The following is a 25,537-nucleotide window of genomic DNA, read 5'->3' as shown; positions in this document are numbered from 1 at the left end:
AAAATGAAAATTATATAAAAATATTTTTACATTGTGCTTAAAATCACTTTTTAACTTTTTTCATATCATTTAGCCATAAGTCTAGCTGCGCTTCAAAACCTATACCTTTGCTATGATAAAATTTCAAATCTTTTTCTAAGTATCTTTGCTTAACCCAGCCACCAAAATCGTGCGGATAAAGGTAGTTTTTTCTTTGAGGGTTGTTATTATCAAGATAAGGGAGTATTTTTAATGCGGGGTTGTTTTGCACATAATTTAGCGCTTCATTTATAGCAAGATAGCTTGAGTTTGACTTGGGCGAACTTGCTAAAAATACCACACATTGAGCTAAGATGATCCTAGCTTCAGGATAGCCTATGTTTTTTACTGCTATGAGTGTGCTTGTGGCTAGATTAAGTGCTTGTGGGTTTGCATTTGAGATATCTTCACTTGCAAATATCACTAATCTTCTAGCGATGAAATCCGCACTTTCTCCCCCATCAATCAACCTCGCAAGATAATACAAACTCGCATCTACATCACTCCCTCTTAAGCTTTTTATCATAGAACTAGCTAGTCTATAGTGTGTATCTTTACTTGAAGTGCCATCGCTTAAAACATTTGCTCTTAATTTTTTCAAAGTTTCAAGCGTGATATGAGTGCTATCTAAAGCCAAAGCAAACTCACATAAATTTAAAAAACTTCTTGCATCATTTGCACTAGAAGTGATTAAAAAGTCTTTAGCATCATCATCGATTTTGCATTGGAGTTTTTCTTGCACTTTTGTGGCAAGTTTTTCTAAGTCTTTATATTCTAAACCTTTAAATTCAAAAAGCATACTTCTGCTTCTTATGCCTGAAGTTAAAGTAAAATAAGGGTTTTCAGTGCTTGCACCTATGAAAAGGCATTTTTGATTTTCCAAAGGAATTAAAAGCATTTCTTGTTGGGTTTTTGAAAGCCTATGTACCTCATCGATAAAGATCAAAGGTTTGTATAAAGAATTTTCATAATTACTTAGTATTTTTCTAAGCTCTTCAAGTTTAAAATTTCCTCCATCAAACTCATAAAAGTCTAGTTTATACTCATACGCTATAGCCCTTGCAAAAGAAGTCTTTCCACAACCTGCTGGCCCAAAAAATACACTATGGGGGAGTTTTGAAACTTGTATGAATTTTTTAAAAATTTCTACTAAATTTTCTTGTCCTAAAACCTCATCTAAAGTTTTAGGACGAAAAGTTAAGCTTAAATTTGTCATTGTGGATTTATGGTAAGTCTTTCACCATTAATGATAGTTGTAACATCGCTTTTATTAGAATCATCATAGATAAAATCAAGCACATAAGAGCCATTATTATCTACAAAATAAGTATCAAAATTTGCAAAATCAGGCCAAATTTGACTAGGAAGAATTTCTGTGTTTGCATGTAATTGTGATTTTATATTATTTTCAGTGAAAATAGTTTGCCCATTTGCGTCAAATTTTTTACCTTCTTTTTCAAAGCTTAGGTTATTTAAGATGATTTGTGGGTTTGCTTTTAAAAACTGACTTGCTAAAAGCATCATAGAAAAAATATCAGTATTTGAGTTTTGCACTAAGCTATCATAAGCTTTTTTAGAAAGATTATTAAAATTCATATCTAAGTTAATATTATTTAGCATAAAGTTTTCATTTGCAAGGTTAAATTTAGCTAAATCTAGTTTTAAAACACTATCATAATCATTTTGAGCATTTTGAGCTGTTTTTGCAAAAATTTTTAATTTATCAAAGTTAAAAGCAATAGAACTTATAAAGTTAACACTATCAATGCTTATATTTTGCTCACTATTTCTGCTAGGACTAAAGATATCATTAAAACTTAATTTTTGTATAGGAAATTCAGAAATTTTGATATTTTTTGCTTCTAATTTTTCCTCATGAGATAGTTGTTCTAATAAAACATAACCTAGATTAAGCTCCATATTTTTTACAAATTCTTCAGAACCTGTAATCTTAAAAGATGTATTATTTAAAACTAAATTTGTATCATTGCGGGTGAAATTAATATCATTTATTTTTGCATTGATGTTAATGTCTCCACCTTTTGCACTAACTAAGATTTTAAAGATTTCTTCATTTGGGAAAATGCCTTTTAAGTCTTCATTTTCATTTAAAATAGAAATGATAGCATTATTGCTTGCAAAAAAATTATTAGAAAAATCCACATTCACTTTAAAACTATAAGGCAAGTCATTAAGTGTAGCTATAAAACTTCCTTTGGAGTTTAAAAGTCCTTTGGTATAGTTAGCATCTTCAACACTATAATATGCTGTATCTTGGCTCATTTGAGCAAATATTTTTCCATTGATTGAGTTAATGTAAGAAGCTGAGGTAAAAAATCCTATAACTAGTAAAACTACTACTACAACTCCTGCGATGATTTTTTTCATTCATTTTCCTTAAGTGAAATTTTAAAAATTATATATTTTTATTGCTAACTAATGCTTATAAAATTCTCACATTTATACATTACTTAACTTTTTTTCTTATAATTTCAATACTTAAAATCAAAGGTAAAAAAATGAAACTTTTTGGAACAGATGGAGTACGCGGTAAAGCGGGTGAATTTTTAGATTCATTTTTGGCTATGCGTTTGGCTATGGCTGCTGGAATTTATTTTAAAGACAAAGCTCTTACAAACAATATCTTAGTAGGAAAAGATACAAGAAGAAGCGGTTATATGATAGAAAATGCTATCGTTTCCGGACTTACTTCTATAGGTTATAATGTTATAGAAATAGGTCCTATGCCAACACCTGCTATTGCGTTTTTAACTGAAGATATGCGTTGTGATGCAGGGATTATGATATCAGCTTCACATAATCCTTACTATGATAATGGTATTAAATTTTTTGATGCCCATGGAAATAAACTTGATGAACAAGCAGAAGCGAAAATAGAAGAAATTTATTTTAACGATAAACTCATAGAAGAAGCAAGAACAACAAAATCACAAATCGGTCAGGCAAAAAGAATTGATGATGTGATAGGAAGATATATTGTTTCTATAAAAAATTCTTTTCCTAAAGAGCTGACTTTAAAATCTTTGCGCGTTGTTTTAGATGTGGCTCATGGAGCTTCTTATAAGGTAGCACCTACGGTTTTTAAAGAACTTGGTGCAGATGTGATTGTGATCAATGATAAACCAAATGGTTTAAATATCAATGAAAATTGCGGGGCTTTACATCCTTTAAATTTAGCTTTGGAAGTAAAGAAATTTAGAGCAGATGTGGGCTTTGCTTTTGATGGAGATGCGGATCGTTTGGTTGTTGTGGATGAAAAAGGCGAAGTAGCTCATGGAGATAGTCTTTTAGGTGTTTTAGCTTTATTTTTAAAAAAACAAGGCAAGCTAAAATCAAGCGTAGTTAGCACTATAATGAGTAATGGTGCTTTAAAAGAGTTTTTAACCAAACATAAAATCACACATGAAACTTGTAATGTAGGTGATAAATACGTACTTGAAAAACTCAAAGAATGTGGTGGAAATTTTGGTGGAGAGCAAAGTGGGCATATTATCTTTAGTGACTATGCAAAAACTGGAGATGGTTTGGTAGCTGCTTTACAATTTAGTGCTTTAATGCTTAGTGAGGCAAAAAGTGCAAGTGAAATTTTAAATCAAGTCAAGCCTTATCCACAACTTTTACATAATCTTAAAATTTCAGAGAAAAAAGACTTAAGTAAGCTTGCAGGCTTAGATGAATTGAAAAAAGATTTAGAAAAAAAAGGAATTGCTAGTTTGTTTAGGTATTCAGGTACAGAAAATTTAATACGCTTATTACTTGAAGCAAAAGACATTAAGCTTTTAGAAAAAGAAATGAAAGTTGTTGAAAGTTTTTTCATGAAAGCATTGAATGCTTAAAATCCTGTCTTTAAAATTTTGGCTTGTTTTTACTTTAGTCTTTATACTAGATCAAGCAAGCAAGTATTTGTTTTTACAAGGACTTGAGTATAAGGGTGAATTTTTTGATTTAGTTTTAACCTATAATACCGGTGTAGCCTTTTCGATGTTTGCATTTTTAGGAGAGTATTTAAAATATATACAGCTTGTTTTTATTTTGGCTTTGTTTGGGTATTTGCTTTATCAAAAAGACTTTTTTAAAACGCATTTGATTGCTTTTGCTATTATGCTATCTGCTGGGTGTTCTAATTTACTTGATCGCTTTGTGCATATAGGTGTAGTGGATTTTGTATTTTGGCATAAGTGGTTTGAATTTGCTGTGTTTAATTTAGCTGATGTGATGATAAACATTAGCGTAGCTTTGATTTTAATAAAAGAAATTTTTAATAAAAAAGGAGAAATATGTTAGATTTTTTGAATGAATGGTATTTATGGATTAAAATGGTACATTATTTGGCTTTTGTTTCATGGATGGCTGGAATGTTTTATTTACCAAGACTTTTTGTCTATCATACAGAACATAAAGACAATAAAGGCTTTGTGGAAGTGGTAAAAATTCAAGAAAGAAAATTGTATTTTTATATCCAAACTCCTGCTATGATAGCTACTGCAATTACTGGAAGCTTGATGATGATGGCCAATAAAGATGTATTAATGGTAGGTGGATATATGCATGCTAAATTAACTTGTGCTTTGCTTTTGATTATTTATCATTTGCAAAATTATTATTATTATAGACAACTTCAAAACGACACTTGTCAAAAAAGTGGGAAATTCTTTAGAGCTTATAATGAAATTCCAACGATATTATTTATAATCATCGCTATTATGATGGTGGTAAGACCATTTTAATAGAAAGCCTTTAAAAAAGGCTTTCTATCCTTTAAATTCCATACTTTTAAAATCAAGCGGATCAACATTTTCTTGCATGATATTAATGTGTTCTTTATCTTGTAAGCGTTTATCATCTCTAAATACAGCACGCACTAAATCCATACCTGTATAAAAATCTTTCATCAATACCATAAACAAATAACGTCCAAATTCACTTGTATATAAAGTATTGCCTTCTTTTTTTATAGCTCCGCTTAATTTAAGCCCTAAAAGCTCTATAAAAAGATCTTTTTCTAGATTACATTCTAAGGTTTTGTTAAATTTATCGATCTCGATTTTACCAGCAAACATTTCGGTTAAAAAGACATATTTGATGATTTCTTTTTTACTAAAATTAGCTTTAGCAATATTTGCATTTTGTTTTTCCTTGATGAGCTTAGAATAATCATTTAAATTAAAAGCATTAATTAAAAGCTCTCCATCTAAAAAGCTAAAAGCCCCACTTCCTACACCCAAATACTCATGATGGCTGCTTACATACTCATCATTAAAACTACTTTTTTCTAAAGAAAACGACCATGCATTATTTCTTTCATAATCTTTGAAAAAATCTATAATGATTTTATAAAATTCAAATTCATTATCTTTAAAACTTACTCCTAAGGTTTTTGCGATATTATCTTTAGTTAGATTTGATTTCATTAAAGGATAAGTTGTGATTTGTTGAGGTTTTAAACTTTTGGCTATTTCTAAATCATTGAGTAATTGCTCTTTGGTTTGAGAAGGAAAATTAAAAATCAAATCAATACTCATAATAGGAAGTACACCTATGGCTTTAGAAAGCTTTTCTTGAAGTTCTTTGCTTGAACCAAATTTATGATATCTTGCTACTTTTTTTAAGATATCATCATCAAAGCTTTGTATACCACAACTTAAACGATCTATAAGTCCTTTAAACATTTCTAACTTTTTAGGATTAATGTGATTTGGATCGGTTTCACAAGAAATTTCTTTGATGCTAAATAATTTTTTGCAAAGTTCTAAGGTTTTAGCAAGTTCTTCTTCGTTGATTAAAGTAGTACCACCACCTACATACATAGAAGTAAAATCAAACCCCTTGTCTTTAATTTGTTTGATTTCTTCCCTTAAACTTTCAAAATACCTTTTTGCTAAATCTTCATTGTAGTAGTATTTATGAAAACTGCAGTATGGGCAAAAAGTATGACAAAATGGTATATGAGCATATAGCATATAAGATTTTTTTGAATTAACTTTTTTTTCTTGTCCTTCTTTTAAAAGTTTAACATTAAAGCCATTTTCTAAAGATTTTTGCATAGCCTTGTGTGAGTAAGAAAGAGCTAGTTTTTGTAAAAAATTCATATTTTTCCTAAATTTTCATTTTGTAGTTATTTAAAAAGACTATAATTGTATCATATTTTTACAAAGGCTTTACAATGAAAAAGATTTTTATAGCATTTTTTGTATTTTTATTAGGACTTATAAGCGTATCAAATTCTGCACCTTTAGATGAAATTTTTCAAGATGTTAATGTTTCAGGCAGTATGCGTTATCGTTTTGAGCATAACAGTCCAAAAGATAGAGGAAATAATAATTTTAACCAAAGAATTCAAATTCAAATGCATTAACAACTAAGTTTTAAACTTAGTTGTTATAAAAGTTTTCCTTTAAGTTTTCTTCCATAGCTTTGATGTTTTCTTTTGATTCTTCTTTGGCATTAAATCCTCCACCAAAAGCTTTCATAACATCCACGATAGAATTTGCAAGCTCATAAGATGAGTTAGTATAAGAAAGTTTAGCATTTAAGTAATTTCTTTGATCTTGTAAAAAATCAGCTAAATTAATCACACCATTTTCATATCTTAAGGTAGAAATTTCATAAATTTTACTTTGAGCTAGAAATAAATTTTTATAATTTTGCTCATTTTCATAATAGCTTTGGCGGTTAAATAAAGCAAGTCTTATTTCCCCAAAAGCCGTTTTTAAGGTATTTTCATATTGCAAAAACGCTTCATCTTTGGTAAGTTTTGCAATATTAACATTATTCATAATCTCACCCCAATGAAAAATCGGCATTGCAAAATTTCCAGCTATATTCCAAGTATTGCTTCCATGTTTGACTAAAAGATCTAAATCATTACTTTGAAAACCCAAAAGTCCTGTTAAAGAAAGGTTTGGTAAAAATGCAGTTCTAGCTACTCCAACAAGATAATTTTTTTCTTCTAAAATTTTTAAACTAGCTTGCACATCAGGTCTTTGAAGTAAAATTTCACTGCCAATGCCCTCAGGTATGCTAAGTTCGTATTGTCCTATTTTTTTATACTCTATGCTATTATAAAGTATATCATCAATATCATTTGAAGTTAAGATTTTTAAAGCTTTGGTATTAGCTTCTTTTTGAATTTTAGCATTTGTGAGTAAAACTCTTGAATTTTCAAGCTCAGCTTTAAATTTGTTAAGCTCATACTCACTAATTACTCCAAGTTTAAAATGCTCTAACTTTAACTCATAAGTTTTTTGATAACTTTGGGTTGTTTCTTCTAAAATTTTTACTTGCTCGCTTAAGCTTGCTAGATTAAAATAAGTTTTTACTACATTAGAAATTAAACTTATTCTTGCGCTTTCGTAGTCAAACTCACTAGCTTGCAATTTTGCTTTTGAGGCACCATAAGTATCTCTGTATTTACCCCATAAATCTATTTCATAGCTTAAATTTAAACCCATATTAAAATCGTTACCATAAGCAAACTCATTGCTTTTATTGCTTGGAGCATTAATGCTAGTTTTTCCTCTTGCTCCACTAGCACTTGCATCAAGCTTAGGAAGCAAATCGCTTCTTGCTATACCTAAAGTTTCATAAGCTTTTTGTAAATTCATATATACAATTTGCAAGTCATTATTGTTTTTTAAAGCTTGATCGACTAAGGTATTTAAATAATTATCATCAAAAGCTTTCCACCATTGTTTATTAATGCTAATGTTTTGATCTAAACTTTTGGTGTAATTTACATCTTTGATTTCTAAATTTGGTTTTAAACTACAAGCTGTTATTAAAAAACAACTTGCAAAAATTATTAACTTATACATGTTTCTTACCTCTTTTTTTATCAAGCCATTGATTAAAACTTTCTAGTAAATAGAAAAATAAAGGTACAAAGAAAATAGCTATAGTGGAAGCTGCTATCATGCCCCCTATGACACCTGTACCTATTGCATGACGACTTGCACTTCCTGCTCCATAAGCAAAATATAAAGGTAAAATACCACAAATAAATGCTAATGAAGTCATTACAATAGGTCTAAATCTTAGTTTTGCTGCACTAATAGAAGCTTCAAAAATACTTTTTCCTTTTTTAAGATGTTCTTCCATAGCAAACTCAACAATCAAAATAGCGTTTTTAGCTGAAAGACCTATTAAAAGTAAAAGTCCTGTTTGAAAATATATATCATTTTCTAAGCCTCTAAGCCATACAAGAAGTAAAGAACCAAATACCGCAAAAGGTACAGCAGTGATTACTGCTAAAGGCATGAGCCATCTTTCATACTGAGCCGCTAGAATCAAAAATACAAATAAAAGTCCTAGCATAAATGCTATTTGTCCTGCGCCACTACTTGTAACTTCTTGATAAGCTGAACCTGCCCAAGCAATAGAATAATCCTCTCCTAAAGTTTCTTTAGCAACTTGTGCAATAGCATCAATGGCTTGTCCTGAGGTATAGCCTGGAGCAGGATCACCTTGTACTAGAGCTGATGGGAACATATTAAAGCGTTTTACATCATCAGGTCCAACACTTCTGTGAAGGGTTAAAACGCTATCTAGGGCTATCATAGAACCATCTTTTGCTCTTACGAAAATATTCTTTAATGCATTTTGTGTATTTCTAAAATCTCCTATAGCGCTAATATTTACACGATAATTTTTTCCAAGCATAGAAAAATCATTCACATAATAAGTTCCTATAGTAGCATTTAGCGTGCTAAATACATCTGCTAAATTTAAACCATAAAGTTTTACTTTGTCACGATCAATTTCTAATTTTAATTGTGGAAAATTAGTATCAAGTGTCGTTCTTACATTGTTAAGTTCAGGACGCTTGTTTGCTGCTTCAACTAATTTATTTACATCTGCTTGAATTTCATCATAGCTTTTACCACCACGATTTTGTGCATACATTTCAAAACCACCGGTTAAACTTAAACCTTGGATTGGTGGTGGATTAACAAAGAAAGTTTGGAAATTTGGATTTAAGAAATATTGTTTATTATACATTCCTGTTAAATCAAAACTACTAGTATCTCTATTGCTCCAATCTTTTAGATTTACAAACATTGCTCCAGCATTTTCTTTTAAAGATCCTGTAAAAAGATCATAACCTATAAGACCTACAACATTTGTTATATTTTCATTTTTACGTAATTCTTCCGCCATAGCATCCATTGATTGGGTGGTTCTATTAAGAGAAGATGCTGCAGGTAGATTAACAATAGTTAAAAAGTTTCCTTGATCTTCAGGCGGAACAAGTGAATTAGGTACAAGTTTGAAAAGTCCATATAAACCGCCTATTAGAATAAAAAATATTATAACAAAACGCACAGTTCTTTTGAGTATATAGGCCACCCCAGCACCAAAAACTTCAGTAGACCAATCAAAAATATGATTAAATTTTTTAACTAAATAAAATGGCTCTCCTTCATTTCTTCTTAAAAAAATTGCACATAAAGATGGAGTTAGTGTTAAAGCTACAAAACCTGAAATTGTAACGGAAATTGCTAGGGTTATAGCAAATTGTTTTTGAATTTCGCCCACAAAACCGGATATAAATGAAACAGGTATAAATACTGCGCAAAGTACAAGAACGATAGATACAACAGGTGCGGCAACTTCATCCATTGCTTTAATAGCTGCTTCTTTTATGCTTATATTAGGATCTTCATGCATAATTCTATCGATATTTTCAACCACAATAATCGCATCATCAACAACAATACCAATGGCGAGTACCAAAGCAAAAAGTGTAAGTAAGTTAATACTAAAACCTAAGACATATAATCCTGCAAAAGTTCCTAAAATAGAAACAGGCACAGCAATCATAGGTATGATGGTTGAACGGAAATTTTTTAAGAATAAATACATTACAATTACAACCAAAATAAGTGCTTCAAAAAAAGTTTTTACCACTTCCTTAATAGAAGCTTTAATAAATATAGTTGTATCATAAGGTACTTTATAAGTTAAACCTTCAGGAAAGTTTTTTGCTAGTTCTTCAAATTTTTTCTGTACTAATTCAGCTGTACTTACTGCATTTGCTCCAGTTTGTAAGAAAATCAAAATAGGAGTGGCATCATTTCCATTTAATCTACCTTTAAAAGTATATTCTCTTGAGCCCAAAGAAACTTCAGCTACATCTTTAAGTCTTAAAAAAGAACCATCGCTATTTGCTCTTATGATAATTTCTTCAAATTCTTTGGTGTTTTTTAACCGCCCTTGCATAGTGACTGAATACACATAAGGAGATCTTTCTACTACAGGTTCTTGGCCTATCTTGCCGGTGGCATATTGAGCATTTTGCTCACTAACTGCAGCAATCACATCAGTAGCAGTAACTTGATATTTATTTAATAAGTCAGGATTTAGCCAAATTCTCATAGAATAATTTCTTGAACCAATAGCTACAGCATTACCTACACCAGGAACTCTAGCAAGATCATCTAAGATATTTAATGCAGCATAATTATACACTTCAAGCGAATCCATAGAGCCATCAGGTGAGTATAAAGTAGCAACTTCTAAGATGCTTGAGCCAGTTTTTCTTACACTAACACCGGTTTTTTTAACATCTTCAGGTAGTTTTGCCATGGCAGCTGAAATTCTATTATTAACATCAACCGTTGCTTGGTCAGGATCTGTACCTATGTTAAAATACACGCTTAAACTCATATCGCCTGAAGAACTTGAGGTTGAATCCATATAAATCATATTTTCAACCCCATTGATTGCATCTTCAAGAGGGATAGCTACTGTTTGAGCTACTGTTTGAGCATCAGCACCTGAGTAATTTGCACTTACTTTTACAACAGGTGGAGTTAGAGAAGGGTATTGCTCTACGGGCAAAGAATAAAGACCTATAATCCCTGCTAAAGAAATGATAATAGCTACAACGGAAGCAAATACAGGTCTTTCTATGAAAAATTTAGAAAACATTATTTATTCTCCATTACGCTAACGCTTACGCCAGGACGGATTTTTTTGAAGTTATTTAAAATCACTTTATCACCATTTTTTAAGCCCTTATCAATGATTGCTTTATCAGAAGTTTGATAAATAACATTAACAACAGTTTTAACTACTTTTCCATCTACTAGAGTATAAACATAAGTAGCGCTATCATCTTGTAAAAGAGCAACTTGAGGAATTTCAAATCCATCTTTTTGAACAAAACCACTAACATGAACATTTGCAAAAGAACCAGGCATTAAACTTGAATTGTTATTATCAAAAATAGCTTTTGCTTTTACCCCACCACTATAAGTGTCTATAACGCTATCTATAAAATATAATTTTCCATTAAAAAGCTCCCCGCCAACATTAGCTTGCACTTGAATGTTTTCTAACTGCCAATTTCCACTTTGAATATTTTTATTCATATTAATTTTATCTACATCGGAAATATAAAAATCTGCAAAAATAGGATTAATGTTAGTAATGCGTACAAGCTCAGTAGAAGAAGCATTTACATAATCACCCACATCCATTAACGCATCGCCTAAAACCCCATCAAACGGAGCACTTACTACAGTATATTTTAAGTCTAATTTTGCATTGGCAAGTTTTGCTCTAGCACTTTCTAAATTAGCTTTTGTGGAGTTAAATTTAGCTAAACTTGCATCAAATTCTTTCTGCGAAATAGCATTTTTTTCTATTAGAATTTGATCTCTTTTGAAATTTTTTTCAGCATCATCAAAATTTGCTCTTGCAACTAAAGCTTCTCCATAAGCCATATTTACGCTTGCTTGATATTTATCAGGTTCTATAAGAAAAAGTTTAGCTCCTTTTTTAACAGCTTGACCACTTTTGAAATATTTTGCTTTGATTTCACCGCTTACTTTTGGCTTGATTATCACATCTAATTCAGTGCTTAATCTTGCGGGATAAGTAAATTCTAAAGGTAAATTAGAACTTTGCATAGTCATAATACTTACAGGTTGGGGAGGGAGTTGTTTAACTTGTGCATTTTTATCATCTGAACATGCTACAAAGATAAGTGAAGCACAAGCTAGAGTTAAAAGTTTTGTTTTCATTGGTTTCCTTAAAATTATTTATTTAGCTAAACAAAAAAGTAATTTATATTACAAAATTATATGCATAATTATTCTATCAATATATAGTTAATTAAAGTTAATAATCCCACTAATAAAAAGTTTTACGATTTTTGATGCATGCTCTTCTTGCTCTTTTTTATTCATTAGTACTTTGTTTCCAAAAATACTTTGCATAAAAAAAGTTCCTCTTAACATAGCACAAAATGTAACACTTAAAAATTCAGCATTGCTAGCTAAATGTTTATTTTCCATTTCAAATCTTTTTCGTAAAACATTTTCAACTTCTTTACGATTATTGCCTTTAAACCATGAGGAAAAATCAAATTTATCATTATAAATTTGAGAATATAAAAGTCTTACTATAGAAATGGTTTTTTTGTTATTGAAAATTTTTAAATAAGCTAAGGAATACTGGTATAAATATTCCTCTAAGCTTAATTCATTCGTGATTTTCATATTCTTTTTTAAATTAGCTAAAAAATGATTTTCAGCAAAATCATTTAGTATATCTTCAAATAAACCTTCTTTACTTTTAAAGTGTTCATAAACACTAGAAAAAGATCCCCCAGTTTGTTTGATAATGTCTTTGAGATTGGTTGCTTCATAACCATTTTTTAAAAATGATTCTGAAGCAATTTGTTTAATTTTCTCAAGTCTTGCTTGAGATTTAGAAGAAAGTTTTTTTTTCATTTTTAATATTTTTTGTGTTTTAAAACAGAATTTTTTGGATAGACAAAATTACTTTCTCTTGTAATAACAATATTTTTATCATCAAGCGCATAAGCTTTAATGGTTAAAGGTATTACTGTATCTTTTCTATCATTATTTGCTAGTTTTTTGGTAGCTTTTAAAACAACTATTTGTTTATCTTTTTCACCGGCTTTTAATTTAAAAGATTTTTTTGGCCTAATGATTTCTAAACCATCATCAATTCCTTGTAATTTCACATCAAAATAATACTCATGAGTTTTATTATCTGTATTTTGGAATAAAAATACATAAGCATTAGTGATTAATAAATCTCCATCATGTGTTTTTCTTACTTGATAAAGCTCGCTGGAGCGATTGATATTTAAAAGCATATTTTCTTTTTTACTTCCCATTAAAACTAAAGCCGCAAAAACACCACATAAAACTACTAAATACCCGATGGTTCTAAATCTAAAGTATCTTACTTTTTCTCTTGTTTCAATAGCTTTTGCACTAGTCCAATTAATCAAACTAGGGCGATCAAATTTAGCTTGAATTTTTGAACAAGCATCAGCACACTCAAGACAATTAATACACTCAAGTTGCATTCCTTGGCGTATATCTATATGAGTAGGGCAAATTTTTACACAGGCTTCACAGCCTATGCATTCACCTTGTGGAGGTTTTTGATAAAGTTTGGTATGTCCATCATAAATCACACCACCTCTTTTATCATCATAAATTACTTGAACGGTGTTATTATCAAACATTACAGATTGAATTCTTGCATAAGGACATACATAAACACAAAATTTTTCACCCAAATACACTATATCAAAAGTAAAGGCTAAAGAAGCACAAAATAAAATCCCCAAAAGCAATAAATGATCAGCAGGATTTTGAATATATACAAAAAAATCTTCAGGTGGTACAAAATACCATAAAAATGCACTCATCATTAATAGAGAAAAAAGATAAAAAATCACAATACTTAAAACTTTTTGGATAAAAAATCCATCAGTTTGTTTTTGTTTGTTTGCGGTGCTTTTGTGTATTTTAAATATTTTTGTTTGTAACAAATCTCTATAAATAACTCTAGCAATGGTTTGAGGACAGCTCCATGCACACCAAATTCTTCCTGCTAGAGTGGTAACAAAAAGTATAGTTAAAAACATACCCATGATAACAAAAGGCATTAAATAAAGTTCCTGGGTATCAAAAGCAATAAAAAATAAATTAAGTTTTTTATGGTCAAAACTTAATAAAAAGAAATGATTCCCATTGATTTTGACAAAAGGTAACGCTATGAAAATAATCATAGAAATGATATAAGCTATATACCTTTTTTTAGTATAATTGGTAACACAAGCACTCATTTTATTTTCCTTGAGAAATATTTTTTTAATTGTAGTACTAGAAAAATTAAACCAAACTTTGTCTTAATTAAGAATTTATGTTTAATTTTTATTTATGCAATTATTACAAAATAAAAATTTAATTTCAAGTAAAATTGTGATATAATATGTTTTTTAATTTTATTTAAGAAAGGTGGTGAGGGTCGTGCCAGGAATTAAGGTACATCCTAACGAGTCTTTTGATGAAGCGTATAGAAAATTCAAAAAACAAGTAGATAGAAATCTAGTTGTTACTGAAGTTCGCGCAAGAAGATTTTTTGAGCCTATGACTGAAATTCGTAAAAAACAAAAAATTTCAGCACGCAAAAAAATGCTTAAAAGACTTTATATGCTTAGACGCTACGAGTCAAGACTCTAATACCAAAAAAGCCGAGAAATCGGCTTTTCTTCATTGATTACTTATGTTTCTTTGGGTTTTAATCATTCATTTTTTTGGACTTATTTTGCCAGGACCTGATTTTTTCTTAGTAAGTTCTTATGCTTTAAGAGAAGGTATTAAGAGTGCTTTAAAAGCTAGCTTGGGTGTGAGTTTGGCTATGAGTTTGTGGATTATACTTTCTATACTTGGTTTGAGTGTTATTTTTCATCAATTTCCATTTTTACAGATTGCTTTATCAAGTTTTGGAGCTTGTTATCTTTTGTATTTAGCTTATGGGATTTATAAAAATGCAAAAATAGGTAAAATAAAAGTTCAAAAAACTCATATATCTGCATTTTTAAGTGGGATGATTACAAATTTATCTAATCCAAAAGTTATTTTTTATTTTGCTAGTGTTTTTGCAAGTTTTGATTTTGCCCAAATGCGATGGATGTTGATAGTTTTAATTTTTGTTTTGATTTTAGAAACCATAATTTATTTTTCTTTAGTTTCTTTACTATTTTCAAAACCTTTCATGGTAAGAATTTATCAAAAGAATTTAAAACTCATTGATTATTTAAGTGCTTTTATATTTTTTGTTTTTGCTATGTCTATTTTAAGTAGTAATTTAATGACTATGATAAATTAAAGCAATTAATTTTTATTAATACTTTTTTTGTTAAAATCTTATTTAAGTTAAACTTATTAAATTATAGGAAAGATTATGAAACACATTAAAACTATACTTAAGCTTAGTATGATAAGTGGTATTGCTGCTATAAGCGCAGGTGCTTTAAGTGCATGTAGTAGTAATGCAAGTGATTCTAATAATGCATTAAGCCAAGCAGCAAATACTCAAGGTGCTTTTGTTATCATCGAAGAAACTGCTCCAAATCAATACAAAATCAAAGATCAATTTCCAAGTGATGAAACTAGGGTTGTTTTAAAACAACTTGATGGAACTGAAAGAGTTTTAAGTAAAGAAGAAATGGATAAGCTAATCCAAGAAGAAGCTGCTAAAATAGACAATGGTACTTCAAATTTAACAAATCCAAATAACGCTCAAATGAGCAGCGGAGGACTTTCTTTAGGTGAAACATTGCTTGCAAGTGCAGCTGGTGCTATACTTGGTAGTTGGATAGGCTCTAAACTTTTTAATAATCAAAATTTCGCAAATCAACAAAGGGGAGCATTTTCAAATCAAAGTGCTTACCAAAGAAGTGTAAATAGTTTTAATAAAGCAAGCACAAGCGCCACTTCAGGCTCAAGTGCGAAAAAATCAGGATTTTTTGGCGGTGGTTCTAAAGCTACTTCAAGTTCTTCTAGCTCTTTTGGCTCTTAAGGGTGTAAAATGAATTTTTTAAAAGTAAATCCTTTAGAAAAATCTTACTTAGATCAAATTGGCTTTTCATGGCATACAGACAATGATGGAAGTGATTATTTAGATTCTAATTTAGTTTGTGTGAGAGAAAATGAAGCAAATGCATATTATGAAGCAGTGAATGAGCTTTATGATATGTTTGTAGCTGCTGCGCAAGAAGTGATTGATAATGATCGTTTTGATGAGCTTGGAATTCCTTTTAATTTAGTTGATGCGATTAAGATGAGTTGGGAAAATGATGTACATTGGCATTTATATGGCAGATTTGACTTAGCAGGTGGACTTGATGGTAAACCTATAAAACTAATAGAATTTAATGCTGATACTCCAACATCTTTATTTGAAAGTGCTATTTTACAATGGGCTATTTTAAAGCAAAATAACCTAGATGAAAGCTCACAATTTAATAATATATATGAAGCCTTAAAAGATAACTTTAAAAGACTTATCACTTTAGAAGAAGATGTAAGTGAGTTTGAAAAATATTATGAAGGTTGGAAGATATTATTTTCTTCAATCGCAGGTAGCGATGAGGATATGATCACAACCAAACTTTTAGCACACATTGCTAGCGAAGCAGGTTTTGAGAGTGAGTTTTCTTTTATAGATGAAGTAGAATTTTCACCTGAAGGTGTTTTTAAAAATGATGTAAATTTTGAATATTTTTTCAAACTCATTCCGTGGGAAAGTATAGCCATAGAAGAGGGTGAGCTTGCTATGCTTTTAACGCAAATCATGCAAAATCAAAAAGCAATCATTTTAAATCCTGCTTATACTTTACTGTTTCAAAGCAAAGGTATAATGAAAATTTTATGGGAACTTTATCCAAATCATCCTTTATTGCTTGAAACAAGTGATGAGCCTTTAGTGGGTAAAAAATGTGTTAAAAAGCCTGTTTTTGGTAGAGAAGGAGCAAATATTTCCATTATAGAAGCTAATGGAAATGTGAGTTTTGAAACAAAGGGAGATTACCAAAACAATCGCTTTATATATCAAGAATTTGCTGAGTTTAATCAAAATGAAAATGATTATTACCAAGCAGGAGTTTTCTTTGCTTATGAGGGTTGTGGATTAGGTTTTAGAAAAGGTGGTTTGGTGCTTGATAATTATTCTAAATTTGTAGGACATATAGTAAAAGATTAATGAAAATAGTGTGCTTAGATGCTGCTACCTTAGGTGGAGCGGATTTAACGGCTTTTGAAAGTTTTGGCGAGTTTGTAAGTTATGATTTAACTTCTAAAGATGAGGTTATTGCAAGAATAGCTAATGCACAAGTTGTGATGATAAATAAAATCATCATTGACAAAAAAGTGATAGATAACACCAATTTAAAGCTTATTTTACAACTTGGTACAGGGGTAAACAATATAGATGTAGCTTATGCAAATTCTAAAGGTATAGTGGTAAAAAATGCAGCTAGTTATTCCACAAAAAGCGTTTTGAGCCATACTTTTGCCTTGCTTTTTGCTTTTTTAAATCAAATTCCATATTATGATAAATGGAGCAAAGAGGGTAAATGGTGTGAGAGTAAAATGTTTTGTGATTTTAGTAAGACTTTGCATACTTTAACTGGTAAAAAACATGGCATTATAGGACTTGGAGCTATAGGTAAAGAAGTGGCTAAGGTTTCTCAAATGTTTGGTTCTAAAATTTGTTATTATTCTACCTCAGGAGCTAATAATAATGATGAATATGAAAAAGTAAACCTTGAAGAGCTTTTAAAAACTTGTGATGTAATTAGTATCCACGCACCTTTAAATGATAAGACAAAAAATTTATTAAGTAAAAAAGAGCTAATGCTTTTAAAAGATGAGGCTATTTTGATTAATGTAGGGCGTGGCGGAATCATCAATGAAGCAGATTTGGCTCAAGTTATGAATGAAAAAAATATCAAAGTAGGGCTTGATGTGCTTGAAATAGAACCTATGATTAAAAATCATCCTTTATTTGGTATTAAAAATAAAGAAAATTTAATCATTACTCCACATGTTGCATGGGCAAGTGAAGAGTCTATACAAAATTTAGTCCAAATTGTATTTAATAATCTTAAGGAGTTTATAGAAAATGGCAAGTGAACATAGTTTTGATATTAGCGGGGAAATTGATAAGCAAGAGCTAAAAAATGCTTTAGAGCAAGCTAAAAAAGAACTTGATAGCAGATATGATTTAAAAGGCATTAAAAGCGAAATAGAGCTAAATGAAAAAGAAAGTGTTTATAAACTTATTTGCTCTAGTGAAGCAAAGCTTGAAGTGTTAAAAGATATTGTTATTTCAAAGCTTATTAAAAGAGGAATAAACCCTAATGGCATTAAAGAGCTAAGCAGAGAAGGTGGGGCAAATTTTAGATTGAACTTGAAAGTTAATGACGCTATTGATGCTGATAGTGCTAAGAAGATTAACAAAGCTATAAAAGATAGTAAGCTAAAGGTGACTTCAAGTATTAGGGGTAATGAAATTCGCGTAGTTGGTAAGCAAATTGATGATCTGCAAAGCGTGATGAAAATAGTAAAAGAGTTAAATTTAGAACTTAATCTTAGTTTTAAAAATCTCAAATGAAAACTTTACTTCAAATAGTTTTTTTGTGTTTTGTGTGTGTTTTTTTAAGCTCTTGTGCTTTAAAAAGCAAAACACAAGCACAAAGTGCTTATATTATTTTAAAAACTCCAGAGTTTAAATTTGCTGATTATGGTTTTTTATATGAGGGAAAAAAATTTACAAGTTTAGAGCTTTATAGCACTTCTAAAGCCTTACTTGAATTAAAAATTAGCGATAAAATTTGTGTTAATGGTGTTTGTTATACAAAAATACTTTTTAATAAAAGATTTTTTAATAATGAATATTATGATGATTTTTTACAAGATTTAATTCTTAAAAAACCTATTTTTTATGGAAAAAACAAACAAATTACCTCTTGTGGTTTTACACAAAAGATTATAAGTAAAAATTATGATATTTTTTATGAGGTTTGTGATAAAAATATGAGTTTTAATGATAAAAAATCCAAAATCAAATTTAGCATGAAGTCAATATAAAGGAAAATATGAAAGATCTAAAACTTTTTCTTAATGATACTTTTAAAAGCAATATTTATAAAAACTTACAATGTAGTGAAGATGAAATTTTAATTTTAAAACATTTATGTAAAAATTATTTGCAAGCAAATGCAAGCATTAATGCTTATAACCTTCTTAGTGAAGTTTTTAAAAATGATGAATATGAGTATTTAGATCATTTAAAAGATCTTAAAAATCTTATAGAAAAAGGTTTTATTGTTCAAATTTTTTCTGATTTTAAAGCAAGTAAAAACTCAAGCTTGCTTTTAAATTTGCTACAATGTGAGTTAAGTTTAAGTGAAGTTTTCTTGCAAGTTTTAGAAAATAAAACTATACAAGATTATATGCAAGATCAAATTTATGAAGATCATATTGCATATTTAAAAGATGAATTTTTTAAAATCGAGCTTTATCAAAGATTGCGTTTTTTTGCTAAAAGCTCTCAAAGTAAGAATATTAAAAAAGATATAGCTATATTTGAAGCATACATTAAAGAGCGTTTAAAGAAAAGTAAAATTTCTAATGTTTTAGCAGAGATTTTTAAAGAATATGCTTTAAATGATAAAGAATGCTTGATATTTGTTAGTTTGTTAAAAGAAGAGTATTTGTTAAATACTGAAAATTCTTATAGTAGAGATTTTAATTTTTTGCTTCATTTAATCAGCGAGGATGAGGCTCAAAAGCAAGAAAATAAAGTCTTGCTAGAAGAAGATTCTAAGCTACTTAGTTTAAATCTTTTAGAATATGATGAATTTGTTAATTCTTTGGGTGATATAACTAAGATTTTTTATTTAAGTGATGATATTTTACAAAGAATTATTAATTTTAAAGAGCCAAAGAAGAATAAAAAAATTAAACTTCAAAATTTAGTCAAAGAGCAAGATATTTTTGAGCTAATCGAGCCAAATATCAATATAGATGATGTTATTATGCCTCAAAGTACTAAAGATCTATTAGAAAGTATATTAAAACAACAAGATAAAAAGGTTTTAGAAAGATTAAATAAATGGGGTATAAAAACTAATAAAAACATAGAAGCTAAGATAATTTTCTATGGTCCTGCCGGTACAGGTAAGACTATGAGTGCATTAAGTATGGCAAAAGCTATGAAAAAATCTATTTTGAGTTTTGATTGCTCGAAAATTTTAAGTAAATATGTGGGCGAGAGTGAGCAAAATGTAAGAAAGATTTTTGATGCTTATAAAGAGCTTTGTCAAACAAGTAAGCAAAGTCCTATTTTGCTTTTAAATGAGGCGGATCAGTTTTTAAGTACTAGGGTGGAAAGTAGTGCTGGTGCTGATAAAATGCATAATCAAATGCAAAATATTTTTTTAGAGCAAATTGAGCGCTTTAGTGGAGTTATCATAGCTACAACGAATTTTTTAGAAAGTTTAGATGTGGCTTTTTCAAGAAGGTTTGAGTATAAAATCGAATTTAAAAAGCCAAATTATGAACAACGTTTAATGATATGGCAAAAGGCTTTACCTAAGAATGCTAAATTTGATGATAGTTTTGATTTAAAAAATTTAGCTTCATATGAACTAAGTGGAGCACAAATTGTCATGGTGGTAAAAAATACCGCTTTAAAAGCAGCTATTTCTAAAGATGGTGTTTTTAAAATAAGTGATTTTTTACAAACCATAGAAAAAGAAATGGAATCTTCGTTTGATAAAAACAAAATAGTTGGTTTTAAAAATTAAATTCACATAAATTTCACAAGCTCTTTATATCATTCTTTCAGCTTTTATTTAAAGGAGAAAAAATGAAAATGAAATTAATGTTAGCTGGTTTGGTTTGTGCAAGTTCTATGTTTGCAGATATTGTTGTTAGTCCAAGTGCTTTGCCTCAAAAGGCTCAAGAGTTTTTAAATACTCATTTTAAAGGTGTAAATGTAGGTTATGTAAAACAGGATGTGGATTCTTACGAAGTAAATCTGGTTGATGGAACAGAAATCGACTTTATTGTTAATGGCGACTGGAAGGAAGTTGATGGAAAATATAAAGCAATTCCAATGGGATTTATCCCAAAAGAAGTTATTGTAAAAGTACAAGCAGCACAACCAAATGCAGCTATTGTAGAAGTAGATAAAAAAATCAATGGTTATAAATTCAGAACAAACAATATGATGGAAATTTATACAGATTTTAAAGGCAATATTTTAGGTCAAAAATTTAACGATTAACTCACCTAAATCTCACATCAGACAAAGTTAAACCCTTAATGGGTTTAACTTCTCTTAAAACTTCTTCTTCCTAGCATCTTCTAAGATATCATTAGCTATTTTATTTACATTATCAGATATAGTAGCACTATCTTTTGCTATTTTTAAGTTCTCTTGGGTTACATGATCAATTTGAGCTACAGCATCATTAATTTGAGTAATACCTGTAGTTTGTTCTTTAATACTCTCACCCATTTCATTAATAGATTGAACCAAGATATTAGTATTTGCTTCAATCTCACCTAAAGACTTTTGAGTTCTTTCTGCTAGATTTCTAACTTCATCAGCAACAACAGCAAAACCTCTACCATGTTCACCTGCACGCGCAGCTTCAATAGCAGCATTTAATGCAAGTAGATTAATTTGATCAGCAATATCTCCTATAATAGAAGTAACATTTTTAATCTCTTCACTTTGAGCAATTACTTCACTAGTTTTATGAGATACATTTTGCATAGAAGAAGTAATCTCTTCTAATGCTGCTGCTGTTTCTTCTAAAGAAGAAGCTTGGCTAGATGATGAATCTGTTAAGTCTTTAACAGCGCTTTGTAATTTTCCACTCTCATCTGCTAATAAGGAAGCAAATTCAGATGATTGTCTTAGCATAGCTACTATTTCTTGACCTAATACATTAGTTGTTACTTCAACTCCACCTTTAGCGTTTTTAACTTCAGTAGTAAAGTCTAATGCTTTATAGCTATCAAATACACGATTAATTTCATTCATATTAGAACCTACTTTTTGTTCTAAAACACTAAGCATATCGTTTAATACATTTTTTAATTCTATCAATTGAGGATTAGCAGGAATTGCTGTTATTCTTGCTGTTAAATTACCATTTTCTATTTCTTTAGCTGTATCAACTGATTGTTCTACTGCTTTAGCATCTTGTTCTAATGCGTTTTTAGTTTTAGTGATGTTTTCATTGATGGCTTTAGCCATAGCACCAAGTTCATCATTAGTTTTAACATTAATCATAGCTGAGTCTTTTGTTTTATGATTGATAAAATCAAAGAAAGAGTTAAGACCAGTAGTAATAACTGCTATAGGTTTTAAATTTTTCATAATAGTAAATCTTATTAAAATCAAAGCTATGGCTATTGCTATTAGAGCAATAATAATTTGTTGGAATAAAACCTTATTGACCGCATCTGTGTATATAGACTCATCTGTAATAGAACAAACAATATATTTATCATTTAAGCTTTGATTACAAGTCACGACTTGAGTTTTACCTTGCTGATCTTTAGCGTAAAATAAAGTTTCTTGTTTGTTTGGATTAATTAAATCAGGGTTTGCTTTTACGGCATTAGCTATATTAATACTTAAATCGTTTTTAGTAAGCATTCTATCTTTTTCTTCATGAAAAATTATTACACCTTCTTTATCATACACAGCAGCATAAGAGCTATTTGAATGACCTATAACTAAAACATCTTTGGCAAATTTTTCAAGATTATAGTCTCCACCTACTACAGCTATTAATTTGCCATTATTATAAATTGGAGCTGTATAAGAAATAGTGATTGAATCATCTTCTATGCTTTTATATGGGTCTGATACAGTTAGTGTTTTTGCTTGTTGAGACTCTTGATACCAAGGTCTAGTTCTGGCATCAAATCCTGATGCTTCCGGGCTACGAATAATTTTGTTAGATTGATATAATTTACCGTCTTTTTCAAAACCTACATAGGTTACATCAAAATCTGCAGAAGATCTAATTGTTTCTAATATGTCGAACAATTCTTCAGTGCTAGGGTTTGGATTCTTTTCTATAAAATTAACAATAGATAAAATAGCAGATCTCTTGCTACTAGAGTAGATTTTATATGCCTCATTGACATCAAACATAGTTTTTTTCTGAATTTCTTCCAAATAGTAAGCTGTGGTTTTTTTAGATTCATAATAGTTAATTATATTAACAACTATTAATATAATGGCTATTAAAAAGCAAACGATCATAGTTAGCTTATTGGATAAACTGTTAAATTTAAACATTTTGCTCTCCTCATGTAATTTCAGCCTAGTATTCTACTGCTGAAAAGATTAGAAAAAAATAAAATTTTAATTTTTTATATTCTAAATAATATTTTATCAATATAAAATCAAAAATACGTTTTTATGTATATTTAAGTTTTAAATTGTATAATTTCAATTTATTTTAGCGGGAATAGCTCAGGGGTAGAGCACAACCTTGCCAAGGTTGGGGTCGCGAGTTCGAATCTCGTTTCCCGCTCCATTATCACCCGCCCGGGTGGTGGAATTGGTAGACACAAGGGACTTAAAATCCCTCGGAATTTTTCTTCCGTGCCGGTTCAAGTCCGGCCTCGGGCACCACTTTATGGTAACTCAAGGCGACATAGCCAAGCGGTAAGGCATGGGCCTGCAAAGCCTTGATCTCCGGTTCGAATCCGGATGTCGCCTCCAATGCGATGTTAATACTTGATATTTTTATTCTTTCGGGAGATGGCTGAGTGGTCGAAAGCGGCGGTCTTGAAAACCGTTGAGGGTCACACCTCCAGGGGTTCGAATCCCTTTCTCCCGGCCACTTTAACATAATTTTTCATATTTTTGTTTTCACATTTAAAAGATATTTCTTAATTTCTTAAAGAAATTAAGAAAATTATTCTAAATCTAAAACTCCGCCTTTACTAGCATTGCTCACAAGTTTTTGATACATTTTAAGCCATCTTGAATTTACTTGTTTATAAGGCATTTTAAAGTTTGCTTTGCGTTTGCTAATTTCATCTTGGGTTAAATTTACATTAATGCTGTAAGTATCCACATCAATTTCTATCTCATCGCCATCTTCTAAAAGCGCTATAAGCCCACCTTCTGCAGCTTCAGGAGAAATGTGACCTATGCTAAGCCCTCTTGTAGCTCCGCTAAAACGACCATCTGTTATAAGTGCAACTTTAGCCCCAAGCCCCATACCTGTGAGCAATGAAGTCGGGCTAAGCATTTCTTGCATACCAGGTCCACCTTTTGGTCCTTCATAGCGTATCACACATACATCGCCTTCTTTAACTTTGCCTTTTATAATGCCTTTAATAGCTTCTTCTTGAGAGTTAAAACAAACCGCTTTTCCTTTGAATTTACGCTCACCCATAATACCTGCAGTTTTTATCACACAGCCTTGCTTGGCTAAATTCCCAAAAAGTATAGCAAGCCCACCTACATTTGAATAGGCATTGTCTATTTTTCTTATAATATTTTCATCTTTAATGCTAGCAGTTTCAATGCGTTCTTTTAAAGTTTTTCCACTAATATCAAGAGTATCAAGTTCTAAAATATGGCCTGGTTTTTTAGCTATTTCAGCCATTACTGCGCTTACCCCACCTGCTTTGTGTATATCTTCCATATAAACAGTATTTAAAGATGGAGCGATTTTGGCTATATGAGCCACATTAGCACTGATGTGATTGAGTTCTTTTATATCTAAATTTACACCCGCTTCATAGGCAATAGCAAGCATATGTAAAATAGTATTTGAGCTTCCGCCCATAGCCATATCAACAACTAAAGCATTGTTAATGGACTTTTTAGTAATGATATTACGAATTTTAAAACGCTCATCTAGTGCAATTTCACAAATTCTACGCGCAGCTTTTCTTAAAAGCTCTTCTCTTTCTTTACTAAGTGCTAAAATAGTTCCATTTCCTTCTAGTGCTATACCCATAGCCTCGCATAAAGTATTCATAGAATTTGCAGTAAACATGCCCGAGCATGATCCCCCGCTAGGACAAGCTTTACATTCTATATCTTTTAAATCATCTTCATTGATTTTTTTAGCCTCATAAGCACCTACTGCTTCAAAAACAGAACTTAGACTGATTTTTTCTCCATGTTTATTTACTCCAGCTCTCATAGGCCCACCACTAACAAAAATAGTCGGCACATTAACTCTTAAAGCTCCCATGAGCATACCTGGAGTGATTTTATCGCAATTTGGGATACAAATTAGTGCATCAAGTTGGTGCGCATTCATCACTGTTTCAATAGAGTTTGCAATGATTTCACGACTTGGCAAAGAATAAAGCATACCATCATGCCCCATAGCTATACCATCATCCACACCTATGGTGTTAAATTCAAAAGGAATGCAACCATTTTTACGGATTTCATCTTTAATGATTTTTGCATATTCATTTAAGAAAAAATGCCCAGGGATGATATCTATATAGCTATTTGCCACACCTATAAAAGGCTTGTTAAAATCCTCATCATTTAAGCCACATGCTCTAAGCAAAGAGCGATTTGGTGCTTTTAAATGTCCTTTTTTGATCGCGTCACTTCTCATTTGTATCCTTTTTTAAAGTAAAAACTATCATTT

Annotated in this window: 23 protein-coding genes, 4 tRNA genes and 1 pseudogene; 17 read left to right on the top strand and 11 right to left on the bottom strand. The window is 30.3% G+C overall.

What is annotated here, in order from left to right; all coding sequences use genetic code 11:
- Nucleotides 1–43: 43 nt before the first annotated feature.
- Together EL235_RS07795 and EL235_RS07790 are read right to left on the bottom strand one after the other, a co-directional pair.
- Nucleotides 44–1,234 (bottom strand): replication-associated recombination protein A, encoded by a 1,191-nt coding sequence (locus tag EL235_RS07795; RefSeq protein WP_126341179.1) that lies wholly within the window; start codon nt 1,232–1,234, stop codon nt 44–46.
- Nucleotides 1,231–2,406 (bottom strand): YdgA family protein, encoded by a 1,176-nt coding sequence (locus tag EL235_RS07790; RefSeq protein ID WP_126341178.1) that lies wholly within the window; start codon nt 2,404–2,406, stop codon nt 1,231–1,233. The genes EL235_RS07795 and EL235_RS07790 overlap by 4 nt, the downstream gene beginning before the upstream one ends.
- Before the next feature lie 131 nt (nt 2,407–2,537).
- On the opposite strand from EL235_RS07790, the gene glmM reads away from it, so the two are divergent.
- From glmM to hemJ, 3 genes are read left to right on the top strand one after another with little or no spacing between them, the layout of a single operon-like run.
- Nucleotides 2,538–3,875 (top strand): phosphoglucosamine mutase, encoded by a 1,338-nt coding sequence (gene glmM / locus EL235_RS07785; RefSeq protein WP_114640743.1) that lies wholly within the window; start codon nt 2,538–2,540, stop codon nt 3,873–3,875.
- A complete protein-coding gene (gene lspA / locus EL235_RS07780; RefSeq protein ID WP_114640742.1) occupies nt 3,868–4,323 on the top strand; it encodes a signal peptidase II in 456 nt (151 codons plus the stop codon). The genes glmM and lspA overlap by 8 nt, the downstream gene beginning before the upstream one ends.
- Nucleotides 4,317–4,766, top strand: coding sequence for a protoporphyrinogen oxidase HemJ (gene hemJ, locus EL235_RS07775; protein WP_039627278.1), 450 nt, complete (start codon nt 4,317–4,319; stop codon nt 4,764–4,766). Before lspA ends, hemJ begins: the two co-directional genes overlap by 7 nt.
- A 24-nt stretch (nt 4,767–4,790) precedes the next feature.
- Here the strand turns inward: hemJ and EL235_RS07770 are convergent, their stop codons facing one another.
- Entirely contained in the window at nt 4,791–6,128 is a 1,338-nt protein-coding gene (locus EL235_RS07770; RefSeq protein ID WP_039627277.1) for a coproporphyrinogen III oxidase family protein, read from the bottom strand.
- A gap of 74 nt (nt 6,129–6,202) precedes the next feature.
- Here EL235_RS07770 and EL235_RS07765 point away from each other — a divergent pair, with 74 nt between their 5' ends.
- Nucleotides 6,203–6,394 carry a mini-MOMP protein gene (locus EL235_RS07765; RefSeq protein WP_039627274.1) on the top strand — a complete coding sequence of 64 codons (192 nt, stop codon included), beginning with the start codon at nt 6,203–6,205 and terminating at the stop codon, nt 6,392–6,394.
- A gap of 16 nt (nt 6,395–6,410) precedes the next feature.
- Here the strand turns inward: EL235_RS07765 and EL235_RS07760 are convergent, their stop codons facing one another.
- From EL235_RS07760 to ccoG, 5 genes are all read right to left on the bottom strand, one after another.
- Nucleotides 6,411–7,853 carry a multidrug efflux system CmeABC, outer membrane lipoprotein CmeC gene (locus EL235_RS07760; protein ID WP_039627272.1) on the bottom strand — a complete coding sequence of 481 codons (1,443 nt, stop codon included), beginning with the start codon at nt 7,851–7,853 and terminating at the stop codon, nt 6,411–6,413.
- Nucleotides 7,846–10,968: an efflux RND transporter permease subunit gene (locus EL235_RS07755; protein WP_114640740.1), complete on the bottom strand. Its 3,123-nt coding sequence runs from the start codon at nt 10,966–10,968 to the stop codon at nt 7,846–7,848. Before EL235_RS07755 ends, EL235_RS07760 begins: the two co-directional genes overlap by 8 nt.
- The gene (locus EL235_RS07750) at nt 10,968–12,065 is read right to left on the bottom strand and encodes an efflux RND transporter periplasmic adaptor subunit (protein WP_039627268.1); all 1,098 of its coding nucleotides are present in this window, start codon (nt 12,063–12,065) and stop codon (nt 10,968–10,970) included. Before EL235_RS07750 ends, EL235_RS07755 begins: the two co-directional genes overlap by 1 nt.
- Nucleotides 12,066–12,152: 87 nt before the next feature.
- Nucleotides 12,153–12,776, bottom strand: a complete 624-nt coding sequence (locus tag EL235_RS07745; RefSeq protein WP_039627266.1) for a TetR/AcrR family transcriptional regulator — start codon at nt 12,774–12,776, stop codon at nt 12,153–12,155.
- 2 nt (nt 12,777–12,778) lie between these two features.
- The gene (gene ccoG, locus EL235_RS07740; protein ID WP_039627264.1) at nt 12,779–14,152 is read right to left on the bottom strand and encodes a cytochrome c oxidase accessory protein CcoG; all 1,374 of its coding nucleotides are present in this window, start codon (nt 14,150–14,152) and stop codon (nt 12,779–12,781) included.
- A gap of 184 nt (nt 14,153–14,336) precedes the next feature.
- Here ccoG and rpsU point away from each other — a divergent pair, with 184 nt between their 5' ends.
- The 9 genes from rpsU to EL235_RS07695 all read left to right on the top strand — a co-directional run bounded on the left by rpsU (nt 14,337) and on the right by EL235_RS07695 (nt 21,165).
- The gene (rpsU, locus tag EL235_RS07735; RefSeq protein WP_002780697.1) at nt 14,337–14,549 is read left to right on the top strand and encodes a 30S ribosomal protein S21; all 213 of its coding nucleotides are present in this window, start codon (nt 14,337–14,339) and stop codon (nt 14,547–14,549) included.
- 43 nt (nt 14,550–14,592) lie between these two features.
- Complete coding sequence (locus EL235_RS07730; protein ID WP_126341177.1) at nt 14,593–15,198, top strand: LysE family transporter; 606 nt, start codon at nt 14,593–14,595, stop codon at nt 15,196–15,198.
- A 75-nt stretch (nt 15,199–15,273) separates the two neighbouring features.
- Nucleotides 15,274–15,891, top strand: a complete 618-nt coding sequence (locus EL235_RS07725; protein WP_039619476.1) for a UPF0323 family lipoprotein — start codon at nt 15,274–15,276, stop codon at nt 15,889–15,891.
- Nucleotides 15,892–15,900: 9 nt separating this feature from the next.
- Entirely contained in the window at nt 15,901–17,073 is a 1,173-nt protein-coding gene (locus tag EL235_RS07720) for a glutathionylspermidine synthase family protein (protein WP_126341176.1), read from the top strand.
- The gene (locus EL235_RS07715) at nt 17,073–18,005 is read left to right on the top strand and encodes a D-2-hydroxyacid dehydrogenase (RefSeq protein WP_039627256.1); all 933 of its coding nucleotides are present in this window, start codon (nt 17,073–17,075) and stop codon (nt 18,003–18,005) included. Before EL235_RS07720 ends, EL235_RS07715 begins: the two co-directional genes overlap by 1 nt.
- Nucleotides 17,995–18,486 (top strand): YajQ family cyclic di-GMP-binding protein, encoded by a 492-nt coding sequence (locus EL235_RS07710; RefSeq protein WP_039627253.1) that lies wholly within the window; start codon nt 17,995–17,997, stop codon nt 18,484–18,486. The genes EL235_RS07715 and EL235_RS07710 overlap by 11 nt, the downstream gene beginning before the upstream one ends.
- On the top strand, nt 18,483–18,962 hold the full coding sequence (locus EL235_RS07705) for a hypothetical protein (protein WP_039627252.1): 480 nt from the start codon (nt 18,483–18,485) through the stop codon (nt 18,960–18,962). The genes EL235_RS07710 and EL235_RS07705 overlap by 4 nt, the downstream gene beginning before the upstream one ends.
- Before the next feature lie 8 nt (nt 18,963–18,970).
- Nucleotides 18,971–20,683 carry an ATP-binding protein gene (locus EL235_RS07700; RefSeq protein ID WP_114640734.1) on the top strand — a complete coding sequence of 571 codons (1,713 nt, stop codon included), beginning with the start codon at nt 18,971–18,973 and terminating at the stop codon, nt 20,681–20,683.
- Between the two features lie 62 nt (nt 20,684–20,745).
- On the top strand, nt 20,746–21,165 hold the full coding sequence (locus EL235_RS07695) for a PepSY-like domain-containing protein (RefSeq protein WP_126341175.1): 420 nt from the start codon (nt 20,746–20,748) through the stop codon (nt 21,163–21,165).
- A 54-nt stretch (nt 21,166–21,219) separates the two neighbouring features.
- Here the strand turns inward: EL235_RS07695 and EL235_RS08165 are convergent, their stop codons facing one another.
- Nucleotides 21,220–21,660, bottom strand: a complete 441-nt coding sequence (locus tag EL235_RS08165; protein WP_373994190.1) for a methyl-accepting chemotaxis protein — start codon at nt 21,658–21,660, stop codon at nt 21,220–21,222.
- Between the two features lie 705 nt (nt 21,661–22,365).
- A pseudogene (locus tag EL235_RS08160) lies at nt 22,366–23,166 on the bottom strand (cache domain-containing protein); the annotation flags it as partial.
- Nucleotides 23,167–23,368: 202 nt separating this feature from the next.
- Here EL235_RS08160 and EL235_RS07685 point away from each other — a divergent pair.
- From EL235_RS07685 to EL235_RS07670, 4 genes are all read left to right on the top strand, one after another.
- A tRNA-Gly gene (locus EL235_RS07685) sits at nt 23,369–23,443 on the top strand.
- Nucleotides 23,444–23,452: 9 nt separating this feature from the next.
- Nucleotides 23,453–23,541 (top strand) — tRNA-Leu (locus tag EL235_RS07680).
- 16 nt (nt 23,542–23,557) lie between these two features.
- A tRNA-Cys gene (locus tag EL235_RS07675) sits at nt 23,558–23,631 on the top strand.
- A 33-nt stretch (nt 23,632–23,664) separates the two neighbouring features.
- Nucleotides 23,665–23,752, top strand: a tRNA-Ser gene (locus EL235_RS07670).
- 75 nt (nt 23,753–23,827) lie between these two features.
- On the opposite strand, the gene ilvD is transcribed toward EL235_RS07670, so the two are convergent.
- Nucleotides 23,828–25,504 carry a dihydroxy-acid dehydratase gene (gene ilvD / locus EL235_RS07665; protein WP_126341174.1) on the bottom strand — a complete coding sequence of 559 codons (1,677 nt, stop codon included), beginning with the start codon at nt 25,502–25,504 and terminating at the stop codon, nt 23,828–23,830.
- Between the last annotated feature and the right edge of the window lie 33 nt (nt 25,505–25,537).

It is taken from the genome of Campylobacter lari, assembly GCF_900638335.1.
In the GTDB taxonomy this organism is placed as follows: Bacteria; Campylobacterota; Campylobacteria; order Campylobacterales; family Campylobacteraceae; genus Campylobacter_D; species Campylobacter_D lari_E.
The sequence above is the reverse complement of the archived record's forward strand: the minus strand, read 5'-3'. Positions and strand labels throughout refer to the sequence as shown.

Coding starts and splice junctions, on each gene's coding strand:
- EL235_RS07730 (WP_126341177.1), top strand. CDS start 14,593: ATGTTTCTTTGGGTTTTAATCATTCATTTTTTTGGACTTATTTTGCCA.
- EL235_RS07715 (WP_039627256.1), top strand. CDS start 17,073: ATGAAAATAGTGTGCTTAGATGCTGCTACCTTAGGTGGAGCGGATTTA.
- EL235_RS07720 (WP_126341176.1), top strand. CDS start 15,901: ATGAATTTTTTAAAAGTAAATCCTTTAGAAAAATCTTACTTAGATCAA.
- ilvD (WP_126341174.1), bottom strand. CDS start 25,504: ATGAGAAGTGACGCGATCAAAAAAGGACATTTAAAAGCACCAAATCGC.
- EL235_RS07760 (WP_039627272.1), bottom strand. CDS start 7,853: ATGTATAAGTTAATAATTTTTGCAAGTTGTTTTTTAATAACAGCTTGT.
- EL235_RS07710 (WP_039627253.1), top strand. CDS start 17,995: ATGGCAAGTGAACATAGTTTTGATATTAGCGGGGAAATTGATAAGCAA.
- hemJ (WP_039627278.1), top strand. CDS start 4,317: ATGTTAGATTTTTTGAATGAATGGTATTTATGGATTAAAATGGTACAT.
- EL235_RS07750 (WP_039627268.1), bottom strand. CDS start 12,065: ATGAAAACAAAACTTTTAACTCTAGCTTGTGCTTCACTTATCTTTGTA.
- EL235_RS07745 (WP_039627266.1), bottom strand. CDS start 12,776: ATGAAAAAAAAACTTTCTTCTAAATCTCAAGCAAGACTTGAGAAAATT.
- EL235_RS07795 (WP_126341179.1), bottom strand. CDS start 1,234: ATGACAAATTTAAGCTTAACTTTTCGTCCTAAAACTTTAGATGAGGTT.
- EL235_RS07770 (WP_039627277.1), bottom strand. CDS start 6,128: ATGAATTTTTTACAAAAACTAGCTCTTTCTTACTCACACAAGGCTATG.
- EL235_RS07755 (WP_114640740.1), bottom strand. CDS start 10,968: ATGTTTTCTAAATTTTTCATAGAAAGACCTGTATTTGCTTCCGTTGTA.
- lspA (WP_114640742.1), top strand. CDS start 3,868: ATGCTTAAAATCCTGTCTTTAAAATTTTGGCTTGTTTTTACTTTAGTC.
- glmM (WP_114640743.1), top strand. CDS start 2,538: ATGAAACTTTTTGGAACAGATGGAGTACGCGGTAAAGCGGGTGAATTT.
- EL235_RS07695 (WP_126341175.1), top strand. CDS start 20,746: ATGAAAATGAAATTAATGTTAGCTGGTTTGGTTTGTGCAAGTTCTATG.
- EL235_RS07765 (WP_039627274.1), top strand. CDS start 6,203: ATGAAAAAGATTTTTATAGCATTTTTTGTATTTTTATTAGGACTTATA.
- EL235_RS07700 (WP_114640734.1), top strand. CDS start 18,971: ATGAAAGATCTAAAACTTTTTCTTAATGATACTTTTAAAAGCAATATT.
- ccoG (WP_039627264.1), bottom strand. CDS start 14,152: ATGAGTGCTTGTGTTACCAATTATACTAAAAAAAGGTATATAGCTTAT.
- EL235_RS07705 (WP_039627252.1), top strand. CDS start 18,483: ATGAAAACTTTACTTCAAATAGTTTTTTTGTGTTTTGTGTGTGTTTTT.
- EL235_RS08165 (WP_373994190.1), bottom strand. CDS start 21,660: ATGCAAAATGTATCTCATAAAACTAGTGAAGTAATTGCTCAAAGTGAA.
- EL235_RS07725 (WP_039619476.1), top strand. CDS start 15,274: ATGAAACACATTAAAACTATACTTAAGCTTAGTATGATAAGTGGTATT.
- EL235_RS07790 (WP_126341178.1), bottom strand. CDS start 2,406: ATGAAAAAAATCATCGCAGGAGTTGTAGTAGTAGTTTTACTAGTTATA.